The organism is Dokdonella aquatica (genome assembly GCF_051987395.1).
Lineage (GTDB): Bacteria > Pseudomonadota > Gammaproteobacteria > Xanthomonadales > Rhodanobacteraceae > Dokdonella.
Genome location: NZ_CP197094.1, coordinates 1,044,424 through 1,062,341 on the forward strand (window position 1 = coordinate 1,044,424; position 17,918 = coordinate 1,062,341).

At 63.3% G+C, this 17,918-nt stretch carries 25 protein-coding genes; 10 read left to right on the forward strand and 15 right to left on the reverse strand.

The genetic code is table 11. The features are described from left to right. The first annotated feature begins 51 nt into the window (after nucleotides 1-51). Nucleotides 52-324 (forward strand): hypothetical protein, encoded by a 273-nt coding sequence (locus tag ACQQ2N_RS04575; RefSeq protein WP_440225827.1) that lies wholly within the window; start codon nucleotides 52-54, stop codon nucleotides 322-324. Here the strand turns inward: ACQQ2N_RS04575 and ACQQ2N_RS04580 are convergent. The 8 genes from ACQQ2N_RS04580 to ACQQ2N_RS04615 form a co-directional block, all read right to left on the reverse strand. After that, the gene (locus ACQQ2N_RS04580) at nucleotides 243-800 is read right to left on the reverse strand and encodes a DUF4326 domain-containing protein (RefSeq protein ID WP_440224499.1); all 558 of its coding nucleotides are present in this window, start codon (nucleotides 798-800) and stop codon (nucleotides 243-245) included. The genes ACQQ2N_RS04575 and ACQQ2N_RS04580 overlap by 82 nt on opposite strands. Further along, nucleotides 700-1,563 carry a YihY/virulence factor BrkB family protein gene (locus ACQQ2N_RS04585; protein WP_440224500.1) on the reverse strand — a complete coding sequence of 288 codons (864 nt, stop codon included), beginning with the start codon at nucleotides 1,561-1,563 and terminating at the stop codon, nucleotides 700-702. Before ACQQ2N_RS04585 ends, ACQQ2N_RS04580 begins: the two co-directional genes overlap by 101 nt. A 140-nt stretch (nucleotides 1,564-1,703) precedes the next feature. Continuing rightward, nucleotides 1,704-2,192 (reverse strand): DUF421 domain-containing protein, encoded by a 489-nt coding sequence (locus tag ACQQ2N_RS04590; protein WP_440224501.1) that lies wholly within the window; start codon nucleotides 2,190-2,192, stop codon nucleotides 1,704-1,706. Nucleotides 2,193-2,194: 2 nt separating this feature from the next. After that, on the reverse strand, nucleotides 2,195-3,106 hold the full coding sequence (locus ACQQ2N_RS04595) for an NAD(P)H-hydrate dehydratase (protein ID WP_440224502.1): 912 nt from the start codon (nucleotides 3,104-3,106) through the stop codon (nucleotides 2,195-2,197). Beyond that, the gene (locus ACQQ2N_RS04600) at nucleotides 3,084-3,833 is read right to left on the reverse strand and encodes a histidine phosphatase family protein (RefSeq protein WP_440224503.1); all 750 of its coding nucleotides are present in this window, start codon (nucleotides 3,831-3,833) and stop codon (nucleotides 3,084-3,086) included. Before ACQQ2N_RS04600 ends, ACQQ2N_RS04595 begins: the two co-directional genes overlap by 23 nt. Nucleotides 3,834-3,949: 116 nt before the next feature. Next, nucleotides 3,950-4,423, reverse strand: coding sequence for a hypothetical protein (locus ACQQ2N_RS04605; protein WP_440224504.1), 474 nt, complete (start codon nucleotides 4,421-4,423; stop codon nucleotides 3,950-3,952). Nucleotides 4,424-4,430: 7 nt separating this feature from the next. Then, entirely contained in the window at nucleotides 4,431-5,036 is a 606-nt protein-coding gene (locus ACQQ2N_RS04610) for a hypothetical protein (RefSeq protein WP_440224505.1), read from the reverse strand. Between the two features lie 71 nt (nucleotides 5,037-5,107). Then, complete coding sequence (locus ACQQ2N_RS04615) at nucleotides 5,108-5,398, reverse strand: hypothetical protein (RefSeq protein ID WP_440224506.1); 291 nt, start codon at nucleotides 5,396-5,398, stop codon at nucleotides 5,108-5,110. A gap of 197 nt (nucleotides 5,399-5,595) precedes the next feature. Between ACQQ2N_RS04615 and ACQQ2N_RS04620 the strand changes: the two genes are divergently transcribed. Both ACQQ2N_RS04620 and ligD read left to right on the forward strand, forming a co-directional pair. Beyond that, nucleotides 5,596-5,838, forward strand: a complete 243-nt coding sequence (locus tag ACQQ2N_RS04620) for a DUF2188 domain-containing protein (RefSeq protein WP_440224507.1) — start codon at nucleotides 5,596-5,598, stop codon at nucleotides 5,836-5,838. Between the two features lie 3 nt (nucleotides 5,839-5,841). Continuing rightward, the gene (gene ligD, locus ACQQ2N_RS04625) at nucleotides 5,842-8,319 is read left to right on the forward strand and encodes a DNA ligase D (protein WP_440224508.1); all 2,478 of its coding nucleotides are present in this window, start codon (nucleotides 5,842-5,844) and stop codon (nucleotides 8,317-8,319) included. Here ligD and ACQQ2N_RS04630 read toward each other — a convergent pair. After that, a complete protein-coding gene (locus ACQQ2N_RS04630) occupies nucleotides 8,305-8,745 on the reverse strand; it encodes a hypothetical protein (RefSeq protein ID WP_440224509.1) in 441 nt (146 codons plus the stop codon). The genes ligD and ACQQ2N_RS04630 overlap by 15 nt on opposite strands. A gap of 907 nt (nucleotides 8,746-9,652) precedes the next feature. Beyond that, complete coding sequence (locus ACQQ2N_RS04635) at nucleotides 9,653-9,835, reverse strand: hypothetical protein (RefSeq protein WP_440224510.1); 183 nt, start codon at nucleotides 9,833-9,835, stop codon at nucleotides 9,653-9,655. Nucleotides 9,836-10,011: 176 nt separating this feature from the next. On the opposite strand from ACQQ2N_RS04635, the gene ACQQ2N_RS04640 reads away from it, so the two are divergent. Continuing rightward, the gene (locus ACQQ2N_RS04640; protein WP_440224511.1) at nucleotides 10,012-10,482 is read left to right on the forward strand and encodes a YybH family protein; all 471 of its coding nucleotides are present in this window, start codon (nucleotides 10,012-10,014) and stop codon (nucleotides 10,480-10,482) included. A 105-nt stretch (nucleotides 10,483-10,587) separates the two neighbouring features. Here ACQQ2N_RS04640 and ACQQ2N_RS04645 read toward each other — a convergent pair whose 3' ends face one another. After that, a complete protein-coding gene (locus ACQQ2N_RS04645; protein ID WP_440224512.1) occupies nucleotides 10,588-10,800 on the reverse strand; it encodes a hypothetical protein in 213 nt (70 codons plus the stop codon). 162 nt (nucleotides 10,801-10,962) lie between these two features. Between ACQQ2N_RS04645 and ACQQ2N_RS04650 the strand changes: the two genes are divergently transcribed. Next, nucleotides 10,963-11,157: a DUF2909 family protein gene (locus ACQQ2N_RS04650; RefSeq protein ID WP_440224513.1), complete on the forward strand. Its 195-nt coding sequence runs from the start codon at nucleotides 10,963-10,965 to the stop codon at nucleotides 11,155-11,157. A gap of 488 nt (nucleotides 11,158-11,645) precedes the next feature. Beyond that, entirely contained in the window at nucleotides 11,646-12,068 is a 423-nt protein-coding gene (locus ACQQ2N_RS04655) for a hypothetical protein (protein ID WP_440224514.1), read from the forward strand. 561 nt (nucleotides 12,069-12,629) lie between these two features. Here ACQQ2N_RS04655 and ACQQ2N_RS04660 read toward each other — a convergent pair. Continuing rightward, nucleotides 12,630-13,877, reverse strand: coding sequence for a serine hydrolase domain-containing protein (locus ACQQ2N_RS04660; RefSeq protein ID WP_440224515.1), 1,248 nt, complete (start codon nucleotides 13,875-13,877; stop codon nucleotides 12,630-12,632). 77 nt (nucleotides 13,878-13,954) lie between these two features. Between ACQQ2N_RS04660 and ACQQ2N_RS04665 the strand changes: the two genes are divergently transcribed. Next, nucleotides 13,955-14,569 (forward strand): TetR/AcrR family transcriptional regulator, encoded by a 615-nt coding sequence (locus ACQQ2N_RS04665; protein ID WP_440224516.1) that lies wholly within the window; start codon nucleotides 13,955-13,957, stop codon nucleotides 14,567-14,569. Between the two features lie 10 nt (nucleotides 14,570-14,579). After that, complete coding sequence (locus ACQQ2N_RS04670) at nucleotides 14,580-14,759, forward strand: ATP-binding protein (RefSeq protein WP_440224517.1); 180 nt, start codon at nucleotides 14,580-14,582, stop codon at nucleotides 14,757-14,759. A gap of 290 nt (nucleotides 14,760-15,049) precedes the next feature. On the opposite strand, the gene ACQQ2N_RS04675 is transcribed toward ACQQ2N_RS04670, so the two are convergent. The 3 genes from ACQQ2N_RS04675 to ACQQ2N_RS04685 form a co-directional block, all read right to left on the reverse strand. After that, complete coding sequence (locus ACQQ2N_RS04675; protein ID WP_440224518.1) at nucleotides 15,050-15,196, reverse strand: hypothetical protein; 147 nt, start codon at nucleotides 15,194-15,196, stop codon at nucleotides 15,050-15,052. 74 nt (nucleotides 15,197-15,270) lie between these two features. After that, on the reverse strand, nucleotides 15,271-15,759 hold the full coding sequence (locus ACQQ2N_RS04680) for a hypothetical protein (RefSeq protein ID WP_440224519.1): 489 nt from the start codon (nucleotides 15,757-15,759) through the stop codon (nucleotides 15,271-15,273). 327 nt (nucleotides 15,760-16,086) lie between these two features. Then, on the reverse strand, nucleotides 16,087-16,926 hold the full coding sequence (locus ACQQ2N_RS04685; protein ID WP_440224520.1) for a transglutaminase-like domain-containing protein: 840 nt from the start codon (nucleotides 16,924-16,926) through the stop codon (nucleotides 16,087-16,089). Between ACQQ2N_RS04685 and ACQQ2N_RS04690 the strand changes: the two genes are divergently transcribed. Together ACQQ2N_RS04690 and ACQQ2N_RS04695 are read left to right on the forward strand one after the other, a co-directional pair. Next, nucleotides 16,925-17,263: a hypothetical protein gene (locus ACQQ2N_RS04690; protein WP_440224521.1), complete on the forward strand. Its 339-nt coding sequence runs from the start codon at nucleotides 16,925-16,927 to the stop codon at nucleotides 17,261-17,263. The genes ACQQ2N_RS04685 and ACQQ2N_RS04690 overlap by 2 nt on opposite strands. 236 nt (nucleotides 17,264-17,499) lie before the next feature. Further along, complete coding sequence (locus ACQQ2N_RS04695) at nucleotides 17,500-17,886, forward strand: hypothetical protein (RefSeq protein ID WP_440224522.1); 387 nt, start codon at nucleotides 17,500-17,502, stop codon at nucleotides 17,884-17,886. Nucleotides 17,887-17,918 lie beyond the last annotated feature (32 nt).

A 17,918-nucleotide genomic window follows, 5' to 3' on the forward strand; every position in this document is an offset into this window, starting at 1 on the left:
GTCCCTCACGCTACGAGCTCCATGACATCAGGATTCGTAGACGTCAGCAGCATGGATCCCTCGACCGATGTCACCTACATCGCGCTGAGGCTCGAAGAGTGTGGTCGCGTAGGATTCTGGGTACGGTTGGGGCGCCACGTGAGGTTGATAGGCGTCGATGACGCTGGCGACGCGACCGGCTCGACCGTCAACGTGAGCTTCGAGCGCATCACAGATGTTCGAATCTACCTCAAGGGCAGTGGCTATGAAGCGCTCTTTGAAGAAGCGCTGCGTCGCGCCGCTTGGATGAGAGAATCAGGGTTGCCGACCGCGCCCCTTTTTTGATCGGATCGCGTGCGAGCTGGCTGCATCGGCGAAGGCGCATTGGCGAGCTTGATCAAGATGTCGGCGTGACAGGGAGCATCCGGCGCGCACCAACATGCGAGAGGCCTGCCGCGCAGCTGCTGGAGGTCTGCCATCCGGCGAGAGAGCGCGATGGCACGTTGTATGTCGACAGGATCGAGTGGCCACGCGGTTACCGGCTCTCCGAGAAGACAACGGCGAAACTCGTCGCAGCAATGCTGCGCCGAACCGTCGCGGCCGACACGCCATGGGTTGCCCCATGCACGCGGACGGGCGACGACAACGGCCCCGGCGGGCAGCCGCCAACCCGCGCGACGGGAGAGCTGAAGACGAGGCGGCAACGTCACGGACCGCGCGCTACGCTGCGCTGTGCGCCGCTGGCGCGCTGACACCCCAGCGCTTGCGCGTGACAAGCTGCCATCCTCGCCACGAAGCGAGCAGACGCGTCGCGGTCGCACCCGCGAGCACGATTAGCGCGCTGTAGTACACCCAGAGCAAGAACAGCACGAGTGAGCTGGCACCTCCGTACGGATTGGCGGCGTCGGTCGTGGCCAAGTAGGCGCCCAGCGCCCACTTGCCTGCTTCGAAGAGCGCCGCCGTGACCAGGCCGCCGGCGATGGCGCCCCGCCACGGGGGCACTCGGTCAGGCACGTATCGATAGAGGCAAGCGAAAGCGCCTCCAAGGACGATCAGCGTGACGGCTTCGTTGATCACGACCCAGACCGCACCTTCACGCGTGAGGATCGCGGCGAGGAGCGTGCTCACGACGAGCGCAGTAATCAGGAGGAACCCGATCACCGCGAGGATGCCCAGCGAAAAGACGCGGCGTCGCAGCCAAGTCACGACGGCGTTCGTGTCGGTGAGCTCATCACCCCATACCCGGTTGAGCGCTTCCTGCAGCTGGGCGAACGCGGTCGTGGCCGACAACAGCAGCGCACCGCCGGCAATGAGACCGGCCATGTTGAGCTTCAGGGACGATGCGTCGGCATTGTCGATGACCAGTTCGGCGGCGGCTTGGACTTGCGAACCGAACACGCTTCCGATCTGCTCTACCAAGCGCACTTCCTCACCCGGCGAGAGCTTGGTAATGGCCACGACGGCGAGCACCAGGATGGGTGCAAACGAGAGCGCGGTGTAGAACGCGATGGATGCCGCCAAGGTGAGAGGATCGGCCTTCCATGCATCGTCCAGAATCGTGCGAACGGTGTGTCGTGCGGGCATCAAGTTGTCCAGGCGTCATTGACCTGCAGAGCGTGTCGTCCGGGCTATGGCCGGAGGGTGAACGACGAAGGGGAATGATGCTGCCCGTTTGACCCACGCGTACGCGCCACCCTGTGCTGCGGCAGCAGCTTTGTCCGACGTCAGCGCGACGTCTCATCCTCGGAAGCATCGCGCTTGAAGAAGGAGACCTCTCCGTCGGGCTCGAGCAAGGCGAGCTCGACGTCCTCATACCGCCGAATGGCTTGAGAGCGCATGGCCTCGCGAAGATCATTCTCGGGCATGTTGTTGGCGAGCAAGGCGTCCTTGATGACCTTTCCCCGACGGATCAGTACGACGGGCCTTCCCTGCAGGAGCTTGTCCACCATGCTGCTGCGCGTGCTGAGGAAGGCCGAGAGGTAGTTCAAACCGATGAGGGTGGCGACGACGATGAGTCCGCCCTGTACCGATTCCTCGCCACCAGTCATCGAGTTGGACGCTGCCTCCGACAACAGCATCAGGACGATTACGTCGAAGGGCGTGAACTCGCCCACCGTTCGCTTGCCCGAGATCCTCATCATCACCAAAACGGCGATGTAGACGATGACACCTCGAAGCACCAGTTCCCACCACGGCAGTTGAAGCTCGAACATGGCTACGCCCTCTGCTGGCCAGTACCCCGACCCCATGCATGAAGAATCGACGGAACCTCGCCGGCGATCTCGCGTGCGAGGAACCCTAACGGGCCGTATCGCCGGGAAAGTTGCCGTCCTGCCTCACCGTGGCTCGCCACAGCCCAAGCCAAGGCGTCACGCGGCGACGCACCCCGCGCGAGGAACCCCGCAACCAGGCCGGCCAGAACATCGCCCGAGCCTGATGTTCCCAGTCCGACGCATCCAAGGGCGTAGCGAAGTGTGGGACCGTCTGGCGTGCCGACGAAGCTCGAGGTGCCCTTCAACACAAGAGCGAACCCTGTGCGCTGCGAGAACGCGTGCACGAGCTTGACGGGATCCGTGTCGAGGTTCTCCACCGGAATATCGAGCAGTGCCGCCATCTCGCCATGGTGCGGTGTGATGAGCGTCGACGTGTCATGAACATCGAGTTGCGTGCAGGCGCTGATCGCACCGGCGTCGAGCACCAAGGGCGCTGTTCGTACCGCGTGAATCTCGCTGACCAGGTGGCGGGTCGACGCGGTGGCGTCCATGCCACATCCGATCAGAATTGCATCGGCATGCCGTGCGGCCTGCAGCAGATCACGCGAGGCACGCGCGATGTGTCCGCCGCGCGACGGCAAACCCATCACCTTGGCTTCGGGAACGCTGAGCGCGAGATGCGGTGCAATAGGCGCACACGTCGCGATCTGGAGCTTACCGGCACCGGCACGGAGAGCGGCCACCCCGGCAAGCAGGACGGCGCCCGCGACCTCACGGGATCCTCCGATGACAAGCACGCGCCCTCTATCTTCCTTGCTGGCGATCCCCTCCACCGATGGCAGAGGGTGACGCCGCAGGAACGACGGCGTGAGCGCCGTCGGGCGCGAGCCGTCAGCGCGGCCCGGCGGGGGCATCGGGAGCTCGCGTGGCGCCCACGGCAGCAAGGTCCTCGGGCACCATGTTCGCGCGTACGAGCATCAGCGTCTGGGCATCCTCAGCCAACGCATACTCGGTAAACGCGCCGTTGGGCACGTCGCCCTCCCGGTCGATGGCAAGAATGGTCGCCTCATCCAAGCGCTCAAGGATGTAGCGAAAGCAATTCACGATGACCTGGTGCGCAACGATCATGACGCGCCGCCCGGCATGGTCGATCTTGATCTCGTCGTAGACGCTGCGAAGACGCAGGATCACGTCGCACCAGCTCTCGCCACCCGGCGGTCGGAAATAGAACTTTCCTACCGACTGGCGCTGGGCGGAGAGCTCGGGGAACGTGCTGCGGATGCCATGCGTCGTGTAGCGGTCAAGCACGCCGAATTCCTTCTCGCGCAGGCGCTCGTCGATGTGCACGCAGTCAGGAGCGATCCCAAGCGCATCGGCCATCGCGCGGCAGGTCTGCACGGATCGAACAAAGGGTGAGGTCATCAAGCGTTCGGGCCGTTCCTCAGGTGACTGCCGGGCCATCCACGCCGCCAACGCCTTGGCCTGTTCCATTCCGAGGTCCGACAACGGCACGTCGGCGTCGCGCGTGGCGAGGTCGATCAGCTCGAGCTTGGCGGCCTCGGCCGAGTCGCGAGCCACGTTTCCCGCGCTCTGCCCGTGGCGAACGATCCATAGACGCTGGGGTAAAGGGACGGGATGCATGGGCGAGGACGCTACCTGGTGTCGTGGAGGGCCAGACTACGAAGCGCGCAGTCATCCCGCCTGAAGCGGGCGCCCGATTTGCGAGGTGGGGCACGTCGCCCTTGGTACCTCTTGGGTCACGGGACCTGCACCGGACGGGCGAACAGGGATTCGCGTGCCGGGCCGTGGTAGCCGAAGTCTCTGGCCTCTTCACTCGCGAAAGCGTCCGCGTTCGCAACCGAACCTGCTTCAGCCTCGATGGATGCATCCTCTCTCCAGCGTCCGCCGCCCGACGCCTCCTCACGCCATTCCGGCGGATCCCGGTACCAGCGTGCCCCGTCGGCATCCCACGCCCAGAAGCGAGCCCACGAGGGCGCCTGATGCCAGTCGATCGAGTGATCCACGTGCACGGGTGCGGTGTCATCGCATGCGGGCGCCTTGGCCGGCACGAATGGACTGATGGGATCCGAGCAGTCGGAAGTCTCCTCGAGCGCCTGATCGAGGTTGTCCGATTCCCGTCGCTTGCGGGCCTCTCGCTCGGCCCGCGTTTCCTCGACGATCGCGTCAGGCGCTTCGTCGAGTCCGACATCCTTACGATCGCGCGTCGTCATGTCGTCCTCACAGCATCGTATCGCGCGCGTTCTCGGCACGCGCGGCGCCGATCGCGGTTTCGACCTTCTTGACCTCCTCCGGCGGCGGGAGCACGGCAGGGAATCCAAGCGACTGGATCCACAACTCCCGGCACCAGCCCTTGGTGTGATACAGGTGATGGTCCTCGTCCTTCTCCACCGCTTGGTGGGCCTGCTTGAGGATCTTGGCCGTCTCGCCTTGAGCGTGCTCGGCCACGTGGCCGATGAGCTCCCAGTTGGTATGGTCCTTCGTCTCGGCGAGGACCACGCACTCTGCAGCGACAAGCTCGGCGGCCGCCGGATCAGCCTTTGCCATCGCCGTCTGAATGGCTTTCACGAGCGACGCACCGTGATGGGCAACGATGTCGCGACCGGGGCTCTGGGTCTCCGTATCCAGGCCGAGCTGCTCGAACACGCGCGTCAACACCTGCTCGTGCGTCTTCGTCTCCTCGAGGTATTCGCCCCACTCCTTGCGCAGATCCTCATTCACTGCCGCCTGGATGGCCGCGGTGTAGATCTTGATACCGCCACGCTCGGTCTCGATGGCCTGATAAAGGAGCTCATGGACCTGGTCGGTGTTGTATTTGCGTTGCATGACGTCGTCTCCTGCTGGGCATGCCGCGCGTCCTTCGCAGACACCGCGGCGAGTCGGGCGATGGGTGGGAATCAGGATGCGGGGGAGAGGCGGACGAGAACCTCCGGCGACGGAAGCTCGGCAAGATCTTCCACGTGATCCAGAGCCAAGAACGCGTCGAACAACGCGAGGGCCGTGTCGTTCCACACAATCTCCTGCCTCTCGAATAACGCGTAGATGCAGGGCGAAGACCCCGCGCCGTGAGCGCAACGCTCGCAGTCCAGCCGCAACTTTTCGGTCAGCTCTACGAAGGTCGTGCTGTCGTGAATCACCGCTTTAAGCCAAGCCATGATGCATCTTCCGTTGAGGCCGCCGGCAACCATGCGCCATGGCACCTCACTGCCTGCTGAAGAGAGCGCCTAAATGTGCACAAAGTCCGGATGCTAGGAACGACGGCAGTGCTAGATCGGCAAGTGCGCACAACCGCGAGGTCTTCGGCTAGCGAGGATTAAGGTGTTCGCGCGCATACCACTGGTTGGCGCGATCTCGCGCCGTCATTCAGCACCGGAGGAGAATTCGGATGTCTCGCGAGGTCTTTCACATCGTCTATACCCAAGACGACGGCAAGTGGCACGTCAGCAAGGTCGGTGGCGACAATGTCAGTCGTCACGACACCAAAGAGGAAGCCGTGACGGCAGGTCGCAAGCACGCGCGCGAAATCCACGACGCGGGCGGCCTGTCTCAAGTGGTGGTGCACCGCGAGGACGGATCCTTCGAGACCGAACACACGTACGGTGATGATCCGCGGCGTACGCCAGGCTGACTTATGGGCCTCGCGACTTATGCCAAGAAGCGGAACTTCACGAAGACGCCCGAGCCGGCCACCGGTGGAAAGGAGGGCGGGCGGATCTTCGTAGTGCAGCTGCATCACGCGTCCTACCGACACTTCGACTTCCGGCTCGAGTTCGATGGCGTTCTCAAGAGCTGGGCGGTTCCGAAAGGCCCGAGCTTTGATCCCGCGGTGAAGCGGCTGGCAATGGAGGTGGAGGACCACCCCATCTCGTACGCCACGTTCGAGGGCGACATTCCGAAAGGAAACTACGGCGCGGGGCACGTCGACGTGTTCGACTCGGGCACGTGGGAGCCCGTGGGCAGCGTACGCGAAGGCCTGGCGAAGGCAGAGCTCAAGTTCACCCTCCACGGCGATGTGCTCCGCGGATCATGGTTTCTCGTTCGAACACGTAAGCAAGGTTCCAAACAGCAATGGCTGCTGATCAAGCATCGCGACGCCTACTCGGGCCCGCGCGACGCTGATGCCTTCGTCGACCCGAAGACCGATCGGCCGATCTCACTGGCGAAGCGAAAGAAGACGTGGCCCGAGGACAAGGCCTCGCAGCCGGCGATCGCCGATGTGAATCGAGCGGTGAGAGCGCCCGCCCACGGGAAGCGCGCCCCGCTTCGTGAACCGTTTTCACCCGAATTGTGCCAGTCCCTTGACGCATCCCCGCCCGGCGATGCGTGGCTGCATGAGGTGAAGTGGGACGGTTATCGGATCCTGGCCACTGTGGCGCGCGGCAAGGTGCGACTGTGGTCCCGCAACGGCATCGAGTGGACGGCCAAGCTCCCGGAGCTGGTGGAAGCCGTCGAGTCGCTTGGGTTCAAGAGCGCGCAGCTCGATGGCGAGATGGTAGTGCTGGATGGCGCCCGCGAGAGCTTCAATGCGTTGCAGGCGCGGCTGTCCGCCAAGTCAAAGGCGCCGGCCCTCTATGTGCTGTTCGATCTGCTGTATGTCGATGGCAAGAACCTGTGGGATGTGCGCCTTCTGGATCGCAAGACGTTGCTGGCGGACCGGCTGAAGAAGCGTACGCATGACCTGTTGCGCTACTCGGAGCATCAGATCGGCGGTGGCGCTGCGGTGTTCGCGCAAGCAGCTCGCAACGGCATGGAAGGTGTCGTCAGTAAACGCATCAACAGCTTGTATACCGGCTCTCGTAGTGGCGCGTGGGTGAAGGCCAAAGCGCGTCCGACGGACGAATTCGTCGTCGTGGGATTTACCAAGCCCAAGGGCGGCCGAGCAGGCATCGGTGCCCTGCTGCTGGCCGCGCCGGATGATGCCGGCGGACTCACCTACGTGGGACGCGTCGGCACGGGATTCAGCGATGCTCAGCTCAAGGAGCTGCGCGTCACGCTCGAGCAATCGAAAGTCGCCAAGCCACCCGCTGACATCGAGCGTATGGCCAAGGTTGATCGAAGGCTGGCCATCTGGGTGAAGCCTCGCCTGATCGCCGAAGTCTTCTACCAAGGCTACGGGGGGCAAGGCCTGCTGCGGCAAGTAGCCTTCAAGGCATTTCGGTCGGACAAGTCGATCAAGGACCTTTCCGATTTCGAAAAATCGGCCCCGTCTTCTAAGGCAAAGGCGAAGACGTCGGCGGAGCCGCGAGCTTCAGAGGAAGTGACGCTGACGCATCCCGAGCGCGTCGTGTTTTCCGAGCGCGGCATCACCAAGCAGCAGGTCGCGGACTACTACCGCGCAGCTGCGCCGTGGATCCTCAAGGAGCTCGATGGGAGACCGGTGTCCGTGCTTCGCTGTCCTGACGGCGTGGGCAAGGCATGCTTCTTTCAGAAGCATGTCGGCCGTGGCTGGGGCAAAAACGTGTACGGCATGACGGTGGGCAACGCATCGAGAGAGCACGACTACCTGTGCATCCAGGATGAGGCCGGGCTTCTCGAGTTGGTCCAGATGAACGTGCTCGAGTTCCACCCTTGGGGCTCACCAATGGGCGATCCCGATCACGCCAGTCGCATCGTCTTCGATCTCGATCCCGGCGCGGACGTGGCATGGTCGCGCATCGTCGCTGGGGCGCGCGAGGTGCGCGCACAGCTCGCGTCGGTAGGTTTGGAAGCCTTCGTGCGTACCTCGGGTGGCAAGGGACTGCACGTCGTCGTCCCTCTCAATCCACCGGCACCTTGGGACGCCGTGAAGCGCTTTGCACAAGGCGTGGCCAAAGCGCTCTCGACCATGCACCCGAACGAGTTCGTCGCGATCGCGGGCGAGGAAAACCGCAAGGACAAGATCTTCATCGACTGGTTGCGCAACGGCAGGGGCGCCACAAGTGTCGCCTCCTACTCCCTGCGTGCTCGCGAATCAGCTGGCGTGGCCATGCCCCTGACCTGGGCGGAACTGAGTCGGGTGAAATCGGCTGACGCATTCGATCTGTCCAGCGCCGTCGCCCGTCTCAAACGACGCAAGACCGATCCGTGGCACGACATCGATACGGTGTCTCAACAACTACCTGATCTCTGACCCCTCCTTGCATCGTCCCATCAACGGACGGCAGCCAGCTTTCAACCAGAGCACGCCATGCAACGCAAATTCAACATCGACAACGTCAACGAACTTCTCTGTCAGGCTCTCGAGACCGAGCGCGGAGGCATCAAGATTTGCGCGGCTGCGATCCAGGCTGCGGTCAACGAAGATTTGCGCAAGGAGTGGGAGGATTGCCTCTAAGAAACCACAACGCACGAGCAAGCGCACGCTCGTCTTCGAGCAGCTCGGCTTGGATAGCGAGACGCAAACCCCGGCCGCAAGATCGTCGCCGATCACGGCACCTCGCTCGGGAGGGCCATCGCGAGGGCGATCGCCGCAGGTGAACCCGAAGCGGCCGAACTGGTCGCTGCCGAATGCGTCGTGCTGGCCGAGACCAAGGATCACACGAACATGGGAGCTCATCGGCCACGTGGCCACGCACGCGCAAGGCCAGACGGCCAAGATCCTTAGCAGGCTCACGAGGCCGTCGAACAGGACGAGGACCACCACCGCTGTCACACCACGGGCTGGTGCTGGGAGTTGTGGATCCAGTCGCTCGGTTTTCCGGCCGTCCTGCCCCCGCCCGAAGAGGTGAAGAACGTCGAGACCGCCATCGGTGCGGCGCGCGTCGAGAATGCGCGCGACACCATGCTGTAGTCGCCAGCGAGATCAAGTGAAGCGGGGTGTGGGTCATTCCACGCCCTGTTTTGATGCCTCTCTCCGCATCGTCCCGGCCGGCACAGTTGGTCGTCAATGTCGTGATGTCGTCAACGCTCGTTTCACCGATCGGCTCAGGATCAACGTGGCGGCATCGCGATCGATCAGCTGCTGGAGTGCCCGCTTGTTTCGTAGCGAGGTCTTCGACGCCGTAGCGTCGGCGGCCACCCTCACTTCAAAATCTCGGCTCTTGCCATCGACGGTGGTGCTTACTCGCCGTCTTGTGCAATCCGGACGACCCGGCGTCAGTCATGTCCGCCGTCGCGAGACTCGCATAGACCGCGCTGGATTCTCACAGCGTGGCCTTCACCAAAGGCATGACGTTCGCGTCGGTCGGTACCGATCCGCAGAATAGGGGCGCCGTCCTTCGGATGGCGCTCGACGCTCATGAGGAAGCCGTTGGACGTTCGCCGCTCGCGGTGATGCTCCACGGGGCAGAGTCGTGGGAGAACACTCAGGTACGACTGACGAAGTGTGAGGACGCCGAGAAGTAATATTAGAGTGCGTAAGGCGAGATGCCGAGCGATGAGGTCGCATTCTCGATAGATCGGAAAGGCGGGAAGCGTCCTCCCCGTCCCTCGGTTCGTACCTGATCAGTCAGGTACTACAGACTTCAGTTGCCGCCGTTGCGCTGCTGATCGGCGTTCTTGCCGGGCGTCGGCTGCGGGTCGCTCTTGGGCGTTCCTGTGCCGTTGTCCTTCGGATCCTGTTGCATCGGATCCTGCGGCTGGCCTTGGCCAGACTGATTTTGATTTCCCATGACGATCTCCGTTGATACCGACGACTTGTCGGTCAACGACTATCGCGCCCTAGCATGTGAACACCAGAAGGGTGTTGCATCCTTCCTGTCGTATCTACACCGCGCAGCTGAGCCAGGCAAAAAGGCAAGCACGATGGCGACCGATGTAGTCGGATACACTCTCTGGCGTCCGGCAGTCTCCGCAGTCGCTCAGAGCGAGTAAGGCAACCACCATGAATGTTGCAGCGGTTCGTTTTACCCTCACCCTGACAGCTTTGTGCGCCGGTCCTGTTGCAGCTGAGGATCAACCCAAGGCGAAGACGCATCAGGTTGAGAGGCTGATGGACGAGATGTTGGTCGCGGCGAACGCGCACGATACCGATCGTTTCATGGCTGTGTACTCCAACACGCCTTCGCTTGTGGTGACCTTCGACGATATGACGATGCGAGGCTGGAAGAAGGTTCGCGACCAGCAACTGGAATGGTGGAACGGCGGCAATTCGGACGCGGTGTACCGAATGCGCTCCGCTCCGCAGATCACCCCCATCAGCACGGACGTCGTCGCGACATTGCAATGGATGGACGTGACGAGTACCGGCCCCGACGGCGAGAAAGGGGCGGTGCAGGTCGTCTCGACATCGATCTGGCACAAGTTGCCCGAGGGCTGGCGCATCGTGGTCGCGCACGAGTCGCTGATCCGCTGATCACTGACCTCCTTTCTGCGAAAGCTGGCAGCGGTCCGTGGGACCTCTGCGTTACCCCGGCAGCAGGATGGCCTCCATCAACTCGTGTTTCGAAGAGCATGTCGCTCAGGTGCGGGTGTCAATGCCGGCAGCTTGTTCAACATCGAACGCCGTAGCCCACCACAGTACGCTTTCCTTTTCCGCCACGACGTCGAACGTGGTGTTGTCGATCAAAGTCCCGCGCACGTACCTGGCAACGCCGTGATGGCCGTCGGCGGTGTAGTAGACGAGCTGTCCGTCGCGCGGCTGGACATCAGCGAGCATATGGCGCTGGCGCATGCGGCTTCCCCAAGTGGCGATTCCTGCCTTTATCAGAGCGGGCGCCAAGGACTTCGTCAACGGTCATCAAGCTCGGATGTTAGGGGATTGTTACGCCGCTGCTCAGGGTTCATCCGTCAAGGTACTTGCGTCCGCGCCGGGTCGTAGATCGGAGGAACATTCGTGATTGCGACCGCAGCGATCGTTCTCATCTTGTTGAACGTCGCACACGGCATTTACGTGCTCGTCAGAGACCCACACGCTAGTGCTCGAACCATGACCATCTTCATGGTACGCATGACGATATCGATCCTTGCCATGCTCGCAGTCGCCGCAGCGATTGCGACGGGCACGCTTGAGGCACCTTTCGTCGAGTAGGTGTCGAGCGGCGCATGCTGGCGCTCACAGTCACGCGGATCCGCTTCTCCTACGATCATCTCCGTCGTGACGGCATCCCATGAGCGCAAGAACTTGCAGATCCCTGTCCGCAGACGTCCATGCGTCCTTCGAGCTGGACGAGCTCGGACAGGATCCGCACGAGCTCATCTCTCAGTTGCACCGTGCGTTGGAGGTCCAGAGAGTCATCCCGTCGCCGGCGTGATATGCGTTGTACGGGCTACTCGCTCCGAGTGCAAATATTTAGTCAACTGACCACGCATCGTCGTCCACGCTAACCACACATTGTCGTCGAGGCTGACCTCGCATCGCCGTTGACGCTGACCACATGAGGGCGAGGATTCACCGACGCTCCATAGGACGCCTGTGAATGCACGCACGACCGTGCCGGCCCTTCCGCTCATCGGTGGGCAACGGTTGCGGTGACGAGGAATACTCTTCTCCAAGAACGCGGCATGGGAGACTCGATCATGCGCCAGACCATCACGTACTCGGGGACGGGCTCTTTCCGCAATCGCAACAACGCGTGCGTCACGGCCAAATTCGCACTGAGAGGCAAGGCGGGCATCGACAACGTGACGATCAACGATCAGAACGGCTCGGCCGTGATTACCTTCGAGGGCGATCCTTTCGTCGTGCAGTCTGCCTTGGCGACTCCTCGCACTACCATCTATTTCGTGCGTGTCGAGCCTCTAGCCGCTCCCGTGGAGGACGTTATCGCCACCGCGAAGTCGGCCTTAGCCTCCATCGGTCCCCTCCACGGTATCGAGGTCGATGACGAGCTCGCTGGTCATGCTCTGACCTTCGAGTACGCGGGCGAGCCGGATGCTCGGATGATCGAACGATCGCTCAACCATGTTGGGCTCGCCATGCGCGCCATGGACGTGCTCTGAGATCACACCTATCAACCGTGCATGCCCAAGCCCTCGATCGCAGGCGCGTCGAGCACGTTCGCATGCAGTTCGGACGGTGAATGGTGATGAATCGACGAGTCGACTGGATCTCCCTGGACGCCGCGCACGATGGCATCACGCACGTGATCGCCCTGATCAGCGGGCGTCTCGAAGCCGTGGCTCTAGCGCACCAGAAGACTGAATTGCGAATGGCACGGGATGCGCGGGTTGCACAACGGGGATGTCTAGACCACGTCGCTGTGAATCCAGCCGTGCCGCGGGAGCGAGCCGCTATGGCAGTGGGGCAGATCGAGGGGGAGCGGTACCCGACCCATTGCCCTTAGCATGTGAGACAGCTGCACTAACCTGCAGTGTCGGGAGGTCTTCAGCACGCCCGGCCGCGCCAATCTGAGAGTTCTTCGTCATGCTCCGGTCCGCTGAGCCGGGAGTTCTTCAGCCTGCCCGGCCGCGGCGATCTGAGAGTTCTTCATCACGCCCCGGCGACCCTATAGGATCTCGCTGCAAGCAGCACACAAGGGGATCACGTACGTGAACGCCTGATCAGCGAGCGTCTCGAGGCCGCGGGTGAGGCTGACCAGCTGGCTGAGCAGCATGGGCCGTCGACGTCGTCGGTGGTCCGAGCGAACGCTCCGGCCATGCTCGCGCGATGCGTGAGAGCACCGCAGTCCAGTTGATGCCGCCGCCGTCCTTGCCCAGACGTACGAGCACGAGGCGCTTGCCGCGATCGAGAAGGATGCGCTGGCCGAAGTGGCCATTCGCGTAGATGTCCGGCTCCGCACCGTCGCTGCGGTCGGCGCCCCACCACAGGCGACGATGGAATCCGTCGGGCAGGCGATTCGGCGAACCAGGCGGCGGCGGTGTCAGGCTCGCGAGCACCCAGGCCTGCGGCACCACCTCGTGTCCGTCGACGTGGCCGAGGTCGAGGTAAAGCTGGCCGAACCGCGCGAGATCGATCGCACGCGCGACGAAGCCGCTCTCGGTCTTCTCGAGGCCGTCGCCCTCTCGGTCGATCACCCATGCCGCGTCGTGGCGCGCGCCCATCGGTCGCCACAAGCGTTCCTCCGTGTAGCGTGCGAGCGTCATCGCGGGATCGCGACGACGCAAGGCCTGCTCGAGCGCGTAGCCGAGCAGCAGCGGGCTCAGTTCCTCGGCTTCGAATGTCGCGCCGGGTGTGCGCTCGACTTCAAGATCGCGCAGCATCGCGCGCACGTCGGTCGTGTAGTACATGCGCGGCTGCTCCTTCCACGGGGCGTTGCCGCGCCGGTAGCGGAAACCGCTGGTGTTGTCGGCGAGCTGCTCGAGCGTGATCGCCGCGACGGCCGGCGTGTCGTGCAGCGGTACGTAGTCGCCCACCGCATCGCCGAGCGCCAGCACGCCGCCGGCTTCGGCGATGCCGACGAGCGCCGACAGCACCGACTTGGACATCGAGAAGCTCTTGAATAGCGCGTCGCGGCGATGGCCGTGGTAGTAGCGCTCGTCGACGAGACGTCCGTCCTCGAGGATCAGGAATGCCGTCGTGCCGTGCGAAGCGAGGAACGCGTCGAGTCCGGCCTGGTCCTCGATGCGTCCGCCCGCCGCGGCGAACGGCGCCGCGGCGATCCAGTTCCGATCAAGGGGAGCAGCCTCGTCGCGTGCCTGCGGCGATGCGGCGACCGCGCGTGTCGGCAGGTGCCGGTGGTCCTCGACATCAATGCCCTGCAGCCAGACCAGCCGACCGACGTAGGTCTGGCATCCGGTCAGGCAGGACACGCCCAGCATCACGGCTAGGCTGAGCTTGCGCAAGGACACGACCTTTCCCCTGTCGAGAGCGTCGCCACGACAGTAGGGGCATTTTCTGACAGTGTCAATATTGCTATCGTAGCGGAGTGGCGCCACGCATCCCGAACCTCGAGGAACACCTGCTCGTCACCGCGGCCGAACTGATCGGCAAGCGCGGCGTCGAGGCGTTGTCATTGCGTGAACTCGGCCGGCTCGCCGGTGTGTCGCGCGGTGCGCCGTACTACTACTTCGCGGACAAGCGCGAACTCGTCGCGCGCATCGGCGAGCTCGGTTTCCGCCGCATGGGCGCGCGCATCGATGCGGCGTCGCGCAGCGAATCCGGAGTCGCAGGCCAGCTGCACGCCGGGTTGCGCGCCTACGTGCAGTTCGCGCTCGATGAAGGCGATTTCTTCGACCTCATGTTCGCGAGCGTGCTCGAACGTTCGACGCCCGCCGGCGATGGCGACGCGGGGTTCGCCTACTCGAGCACCGCTGCGCGCGACGCGTTCGCGATCCTGGCGCGCGGCATCGAGGAGGCGCAGCGTACCGGCCAGCTGCGTGGAGGCGATCCGCTGCTGCTCGTCAACGCATTGTGGGCGTACGCGCACGGCGTCGCCGTGCTCGCGCGTGGCCGCCACCTCAAGCATGGCGGCGGTGTCGATGCAGTGTTCGACGTGGGTCTCGCGGCACTGATCAAGTCCCACGTCATCGCAGAAGGCTGACTTGCGAGCGATGCGGAGGATCGACAGTTGTTCGACGATCCTGCTCGGTCAAATACCGGTAAAGGACTGGCACAACTTCATCGACGCCCCCGCGCTCGCTGACGCGATACTCGATCGCATCATCCATAGCAACGTCAAGATTGATCTGCATGGCGACTTGATGCGTCGACTCAAGAAGAGTGGTCAGTAGGCTGGCGACGGTGGTCAGAGCTGCTGACGGTGGGTCAGCAGCTCTGGCGAGCGTGGTCAACTTCTACAGCGACATCGGTCATCAGCTTGGTGTTTTGCACTCCGAGCCCTCCGCCGATCGAGCAGTCCGAGGTAGTCGGTCGAGCATTACGTGTGCTCAAGCGAGCCGTAGCGAAAGGGCGTTTGACGGACTCTCGAATCGTGACAGGTGATTACTTGGCGGAGATGGTAGCTACCAACGATTCTCGCCATGGCGCTCTAAACGCCCCTGTACTGCCTGATAGCTGAGCGTCAATCGATCGAGAAGTGCTGCAGCTCTATCGGCACGAAGCCGACGGACGTACCCGCGCCCGAATCTTCGTGGCAGCCAGCAGCGGCATGCGGCATGCGGGATGCGGGATGCGGGATGCGGAAATGCTTCGACTTTGTGCTCGACATGATCGGTCTCCCATCCGATCGCGATAGGCCATGCTACAGCGATGCCTAACGCCAGTGCAGGTGCGCACCTTCCGTCAGGTGGATCTCTGAAAGTCGCTCCGCGCGAGCTCAAGGAAACCGTCGCGCGCGACTTCGAGACGAGCGATCAGGACGGCCAAGCGCCCCATCTGCTTCTCGACGTCCTGAGGATCCTCGGCGCAGGCATCGAAGATCGACCAGGCCTTTGCGTGCGCTGCCATGAGGTGCACGCCGACACCGGTCAGCCCCAACAGATCCTTGTATTGCTCGAGCTGCTTCGGCGGCAGAACGATGATGGCGTCGACCGTCAGGTTGTGCGGCGGGCCCAGCGAGTAGAAGAAGTATTGCTGCTGTTCCGTACCGCCGTCGATCAAGTCGTCTCGGAGCTTGATGAGGCCGTCGAGCCAGGCAGTGGTGACTCGCGCGAGAGCGCGGTGCCCGTTCGCATCGACGATCGCTTGGCGCTTCTTGGCGTCGAGGCGCTCAAGCGCCGCCTGCATCAACCAGGCACCGACTCGCCAGCACGCCGACCAGAACATTTCCATCGAAGGCCTCCGCGCGGTGACAGGGCAGCTGCGAGATCCTACGCCGGGGTTAGACATCTCCCAAACCTAGCCACGGCGATCATCTCGCGACGTCGCGCGTGCACCCGTGCAAGTTACGCAGGCACGCCGAGTTCAGCGCATTCGTACGTGTGGAGCGGTTGCACCGCCCACGAGTGGCAGGAAAAAATGCCCCGGACCAGCCGGGGCACTTCGTGCTGCATGGGTGTTCGGGTCAGTCGACGGAGAACGATTGGCAGGTGGGAGAGGTAGAGGGTAAGGGTACGAATGTCCGTCCATCGACCCGCCGTAGTCAACGAGGCGTGCGCGTCACACGATGCCGATGGTGACTGCCTCGACCGTGCGCGGTCTGTCGGTGTCGACTTCCTTCGTCGGCCTGATCCAGACGGACATGTCTTCGGGCACCACACGTCCGTTCCAGAACGTGGCAAAGGCTGCATCAGCGGCGTCGCGACCCGTCGCCACTCTGACGAATCCCGCCAGATCGGCCTTCCGCGTGGGATCGAACAGGTACCACTGGCCATCGAGGTACGCCTCGAACACGGCGTGGAAATCCGGCGGCTCGAGTCCGAGCGCGTAGACGCTCACGAAGCGTGCCGGGATCCCGAGCGAACGGCAGAACGTGATCCCCACATGCGCGAAGTCGCGACACACACCTTGGCGGTCGGCCAGGGTGTCGACGGCCGTCGTATGCGTGGTGCTCGTGCCGCTCTGGTACACGATGTGATCGTAGATCCAGTTGGCGATGGCCGTGACACGCGTGTGGCCAGTGAACGCGCCGAAGGTCTTGCGCGCGAACGTCGCCAATCGATCAGCCTCGCAGTAGCGACTCGGCAACAGGTAGGGCAGCACGTCGACCGGGAGTTCCTGCAGCGGCGTTTCCCTTACAAGCGCAGGGTCGTGCTCCTGAGGCCAGAGGTTCACGCTAGCGCGATAGGCGATTCGCAGTGGACCAGGCTGGAGGATCGTACGATCCCACCGTGTTCCGTTCGTAGGGTCGCTGAGGAGTTGCGCGGCAGCGCTGATGGGGAGCTCGAGCGACTCATGCTCGATCCACTGCTGGGGCGTGACGGCAGGCCGAATGTTGAACACCGCTATCGACGGTTGCTCCACGATGTAGCTCAGCGAACAACCGACCTCGTAGCGCATGCGAGTTCTCCGTCAGGGCGGCGAAGCCTGCACGCTCGAACCTGACGGCGGAATGACCCCTACGGTCGACGTCGACGCTCCAAGAGTTTGGTTCAGCGTCGCCCGCAGTTTCGAGGGCATCAAGGCTGGTGACCGCGGCGACACCTCAACTCGTCGTCAGCTCCACATCGAACGCCGTTGCCCACCAGAGCACGCTTTCCTCTCCGGTCACGACGTCAAGAGTGGTGTTGTCGATGAGCGTGCCGCGGACGTATCGGGCAACTCCATGGTGTCCATCGGCGGTGTAGTAGACGAGCTGTCCGTCGCGCGGTTGCGCCTCAGCGAGGTTGTGTCGTGATCGCATGATGGTTCCCCTGTTTCTGTGATGCCTCTATGCGCTGGGCTGACCGACCCGTTCCAAACCGGGGATGTGCAGCTCGTTCGAGCCGTGAGGCCTTGCCACCTCAAGCCGGCCGCACCCGGGCGTGCGCTGGGCGCTCGTACGCGGAGACGCCTTCCGAAACACTGCTGGCCGTTGGAAGTTGATACGTACGATTGTACGCTATCCACCCGTCAGCCCGTCCAGCCGCTGCCATGCGCGACGTCCTCAACCCCTACGGCCAGCTGGCTCTCGTAGAGCCGGCCTTCGACTGCGCATCGCGAGCCCGTGAGCTCAAGGAGCCTGGACCCTTCACGCCAGAGCAGCGCCGGAAGCTCGTCCAGGACACCTACTGGCTGCTTCGCGCGGTCTCGAGCGTCATCGAGTGGGGACCACTGCTGCCGGGAGGCAAGCGCAGGCCTGGTCGACCACTGGACAGTCGCGACGAAAGCTTCGAGTCCTGCTTCCTACCGTGGTACGAGAAGGAGAAGGCTGTGCTGCGCGTGATCATCGCCGAGCGCGCCTTACGCGTCGGCTACCCAGAGCGCAGGGAACCCGGCTTCAGGGCCGCCTCGCTCCACCAGCAGGTCGCTGGGCGCTAGGAAGACCTACGCATGTTCTTACAGACGCTCGA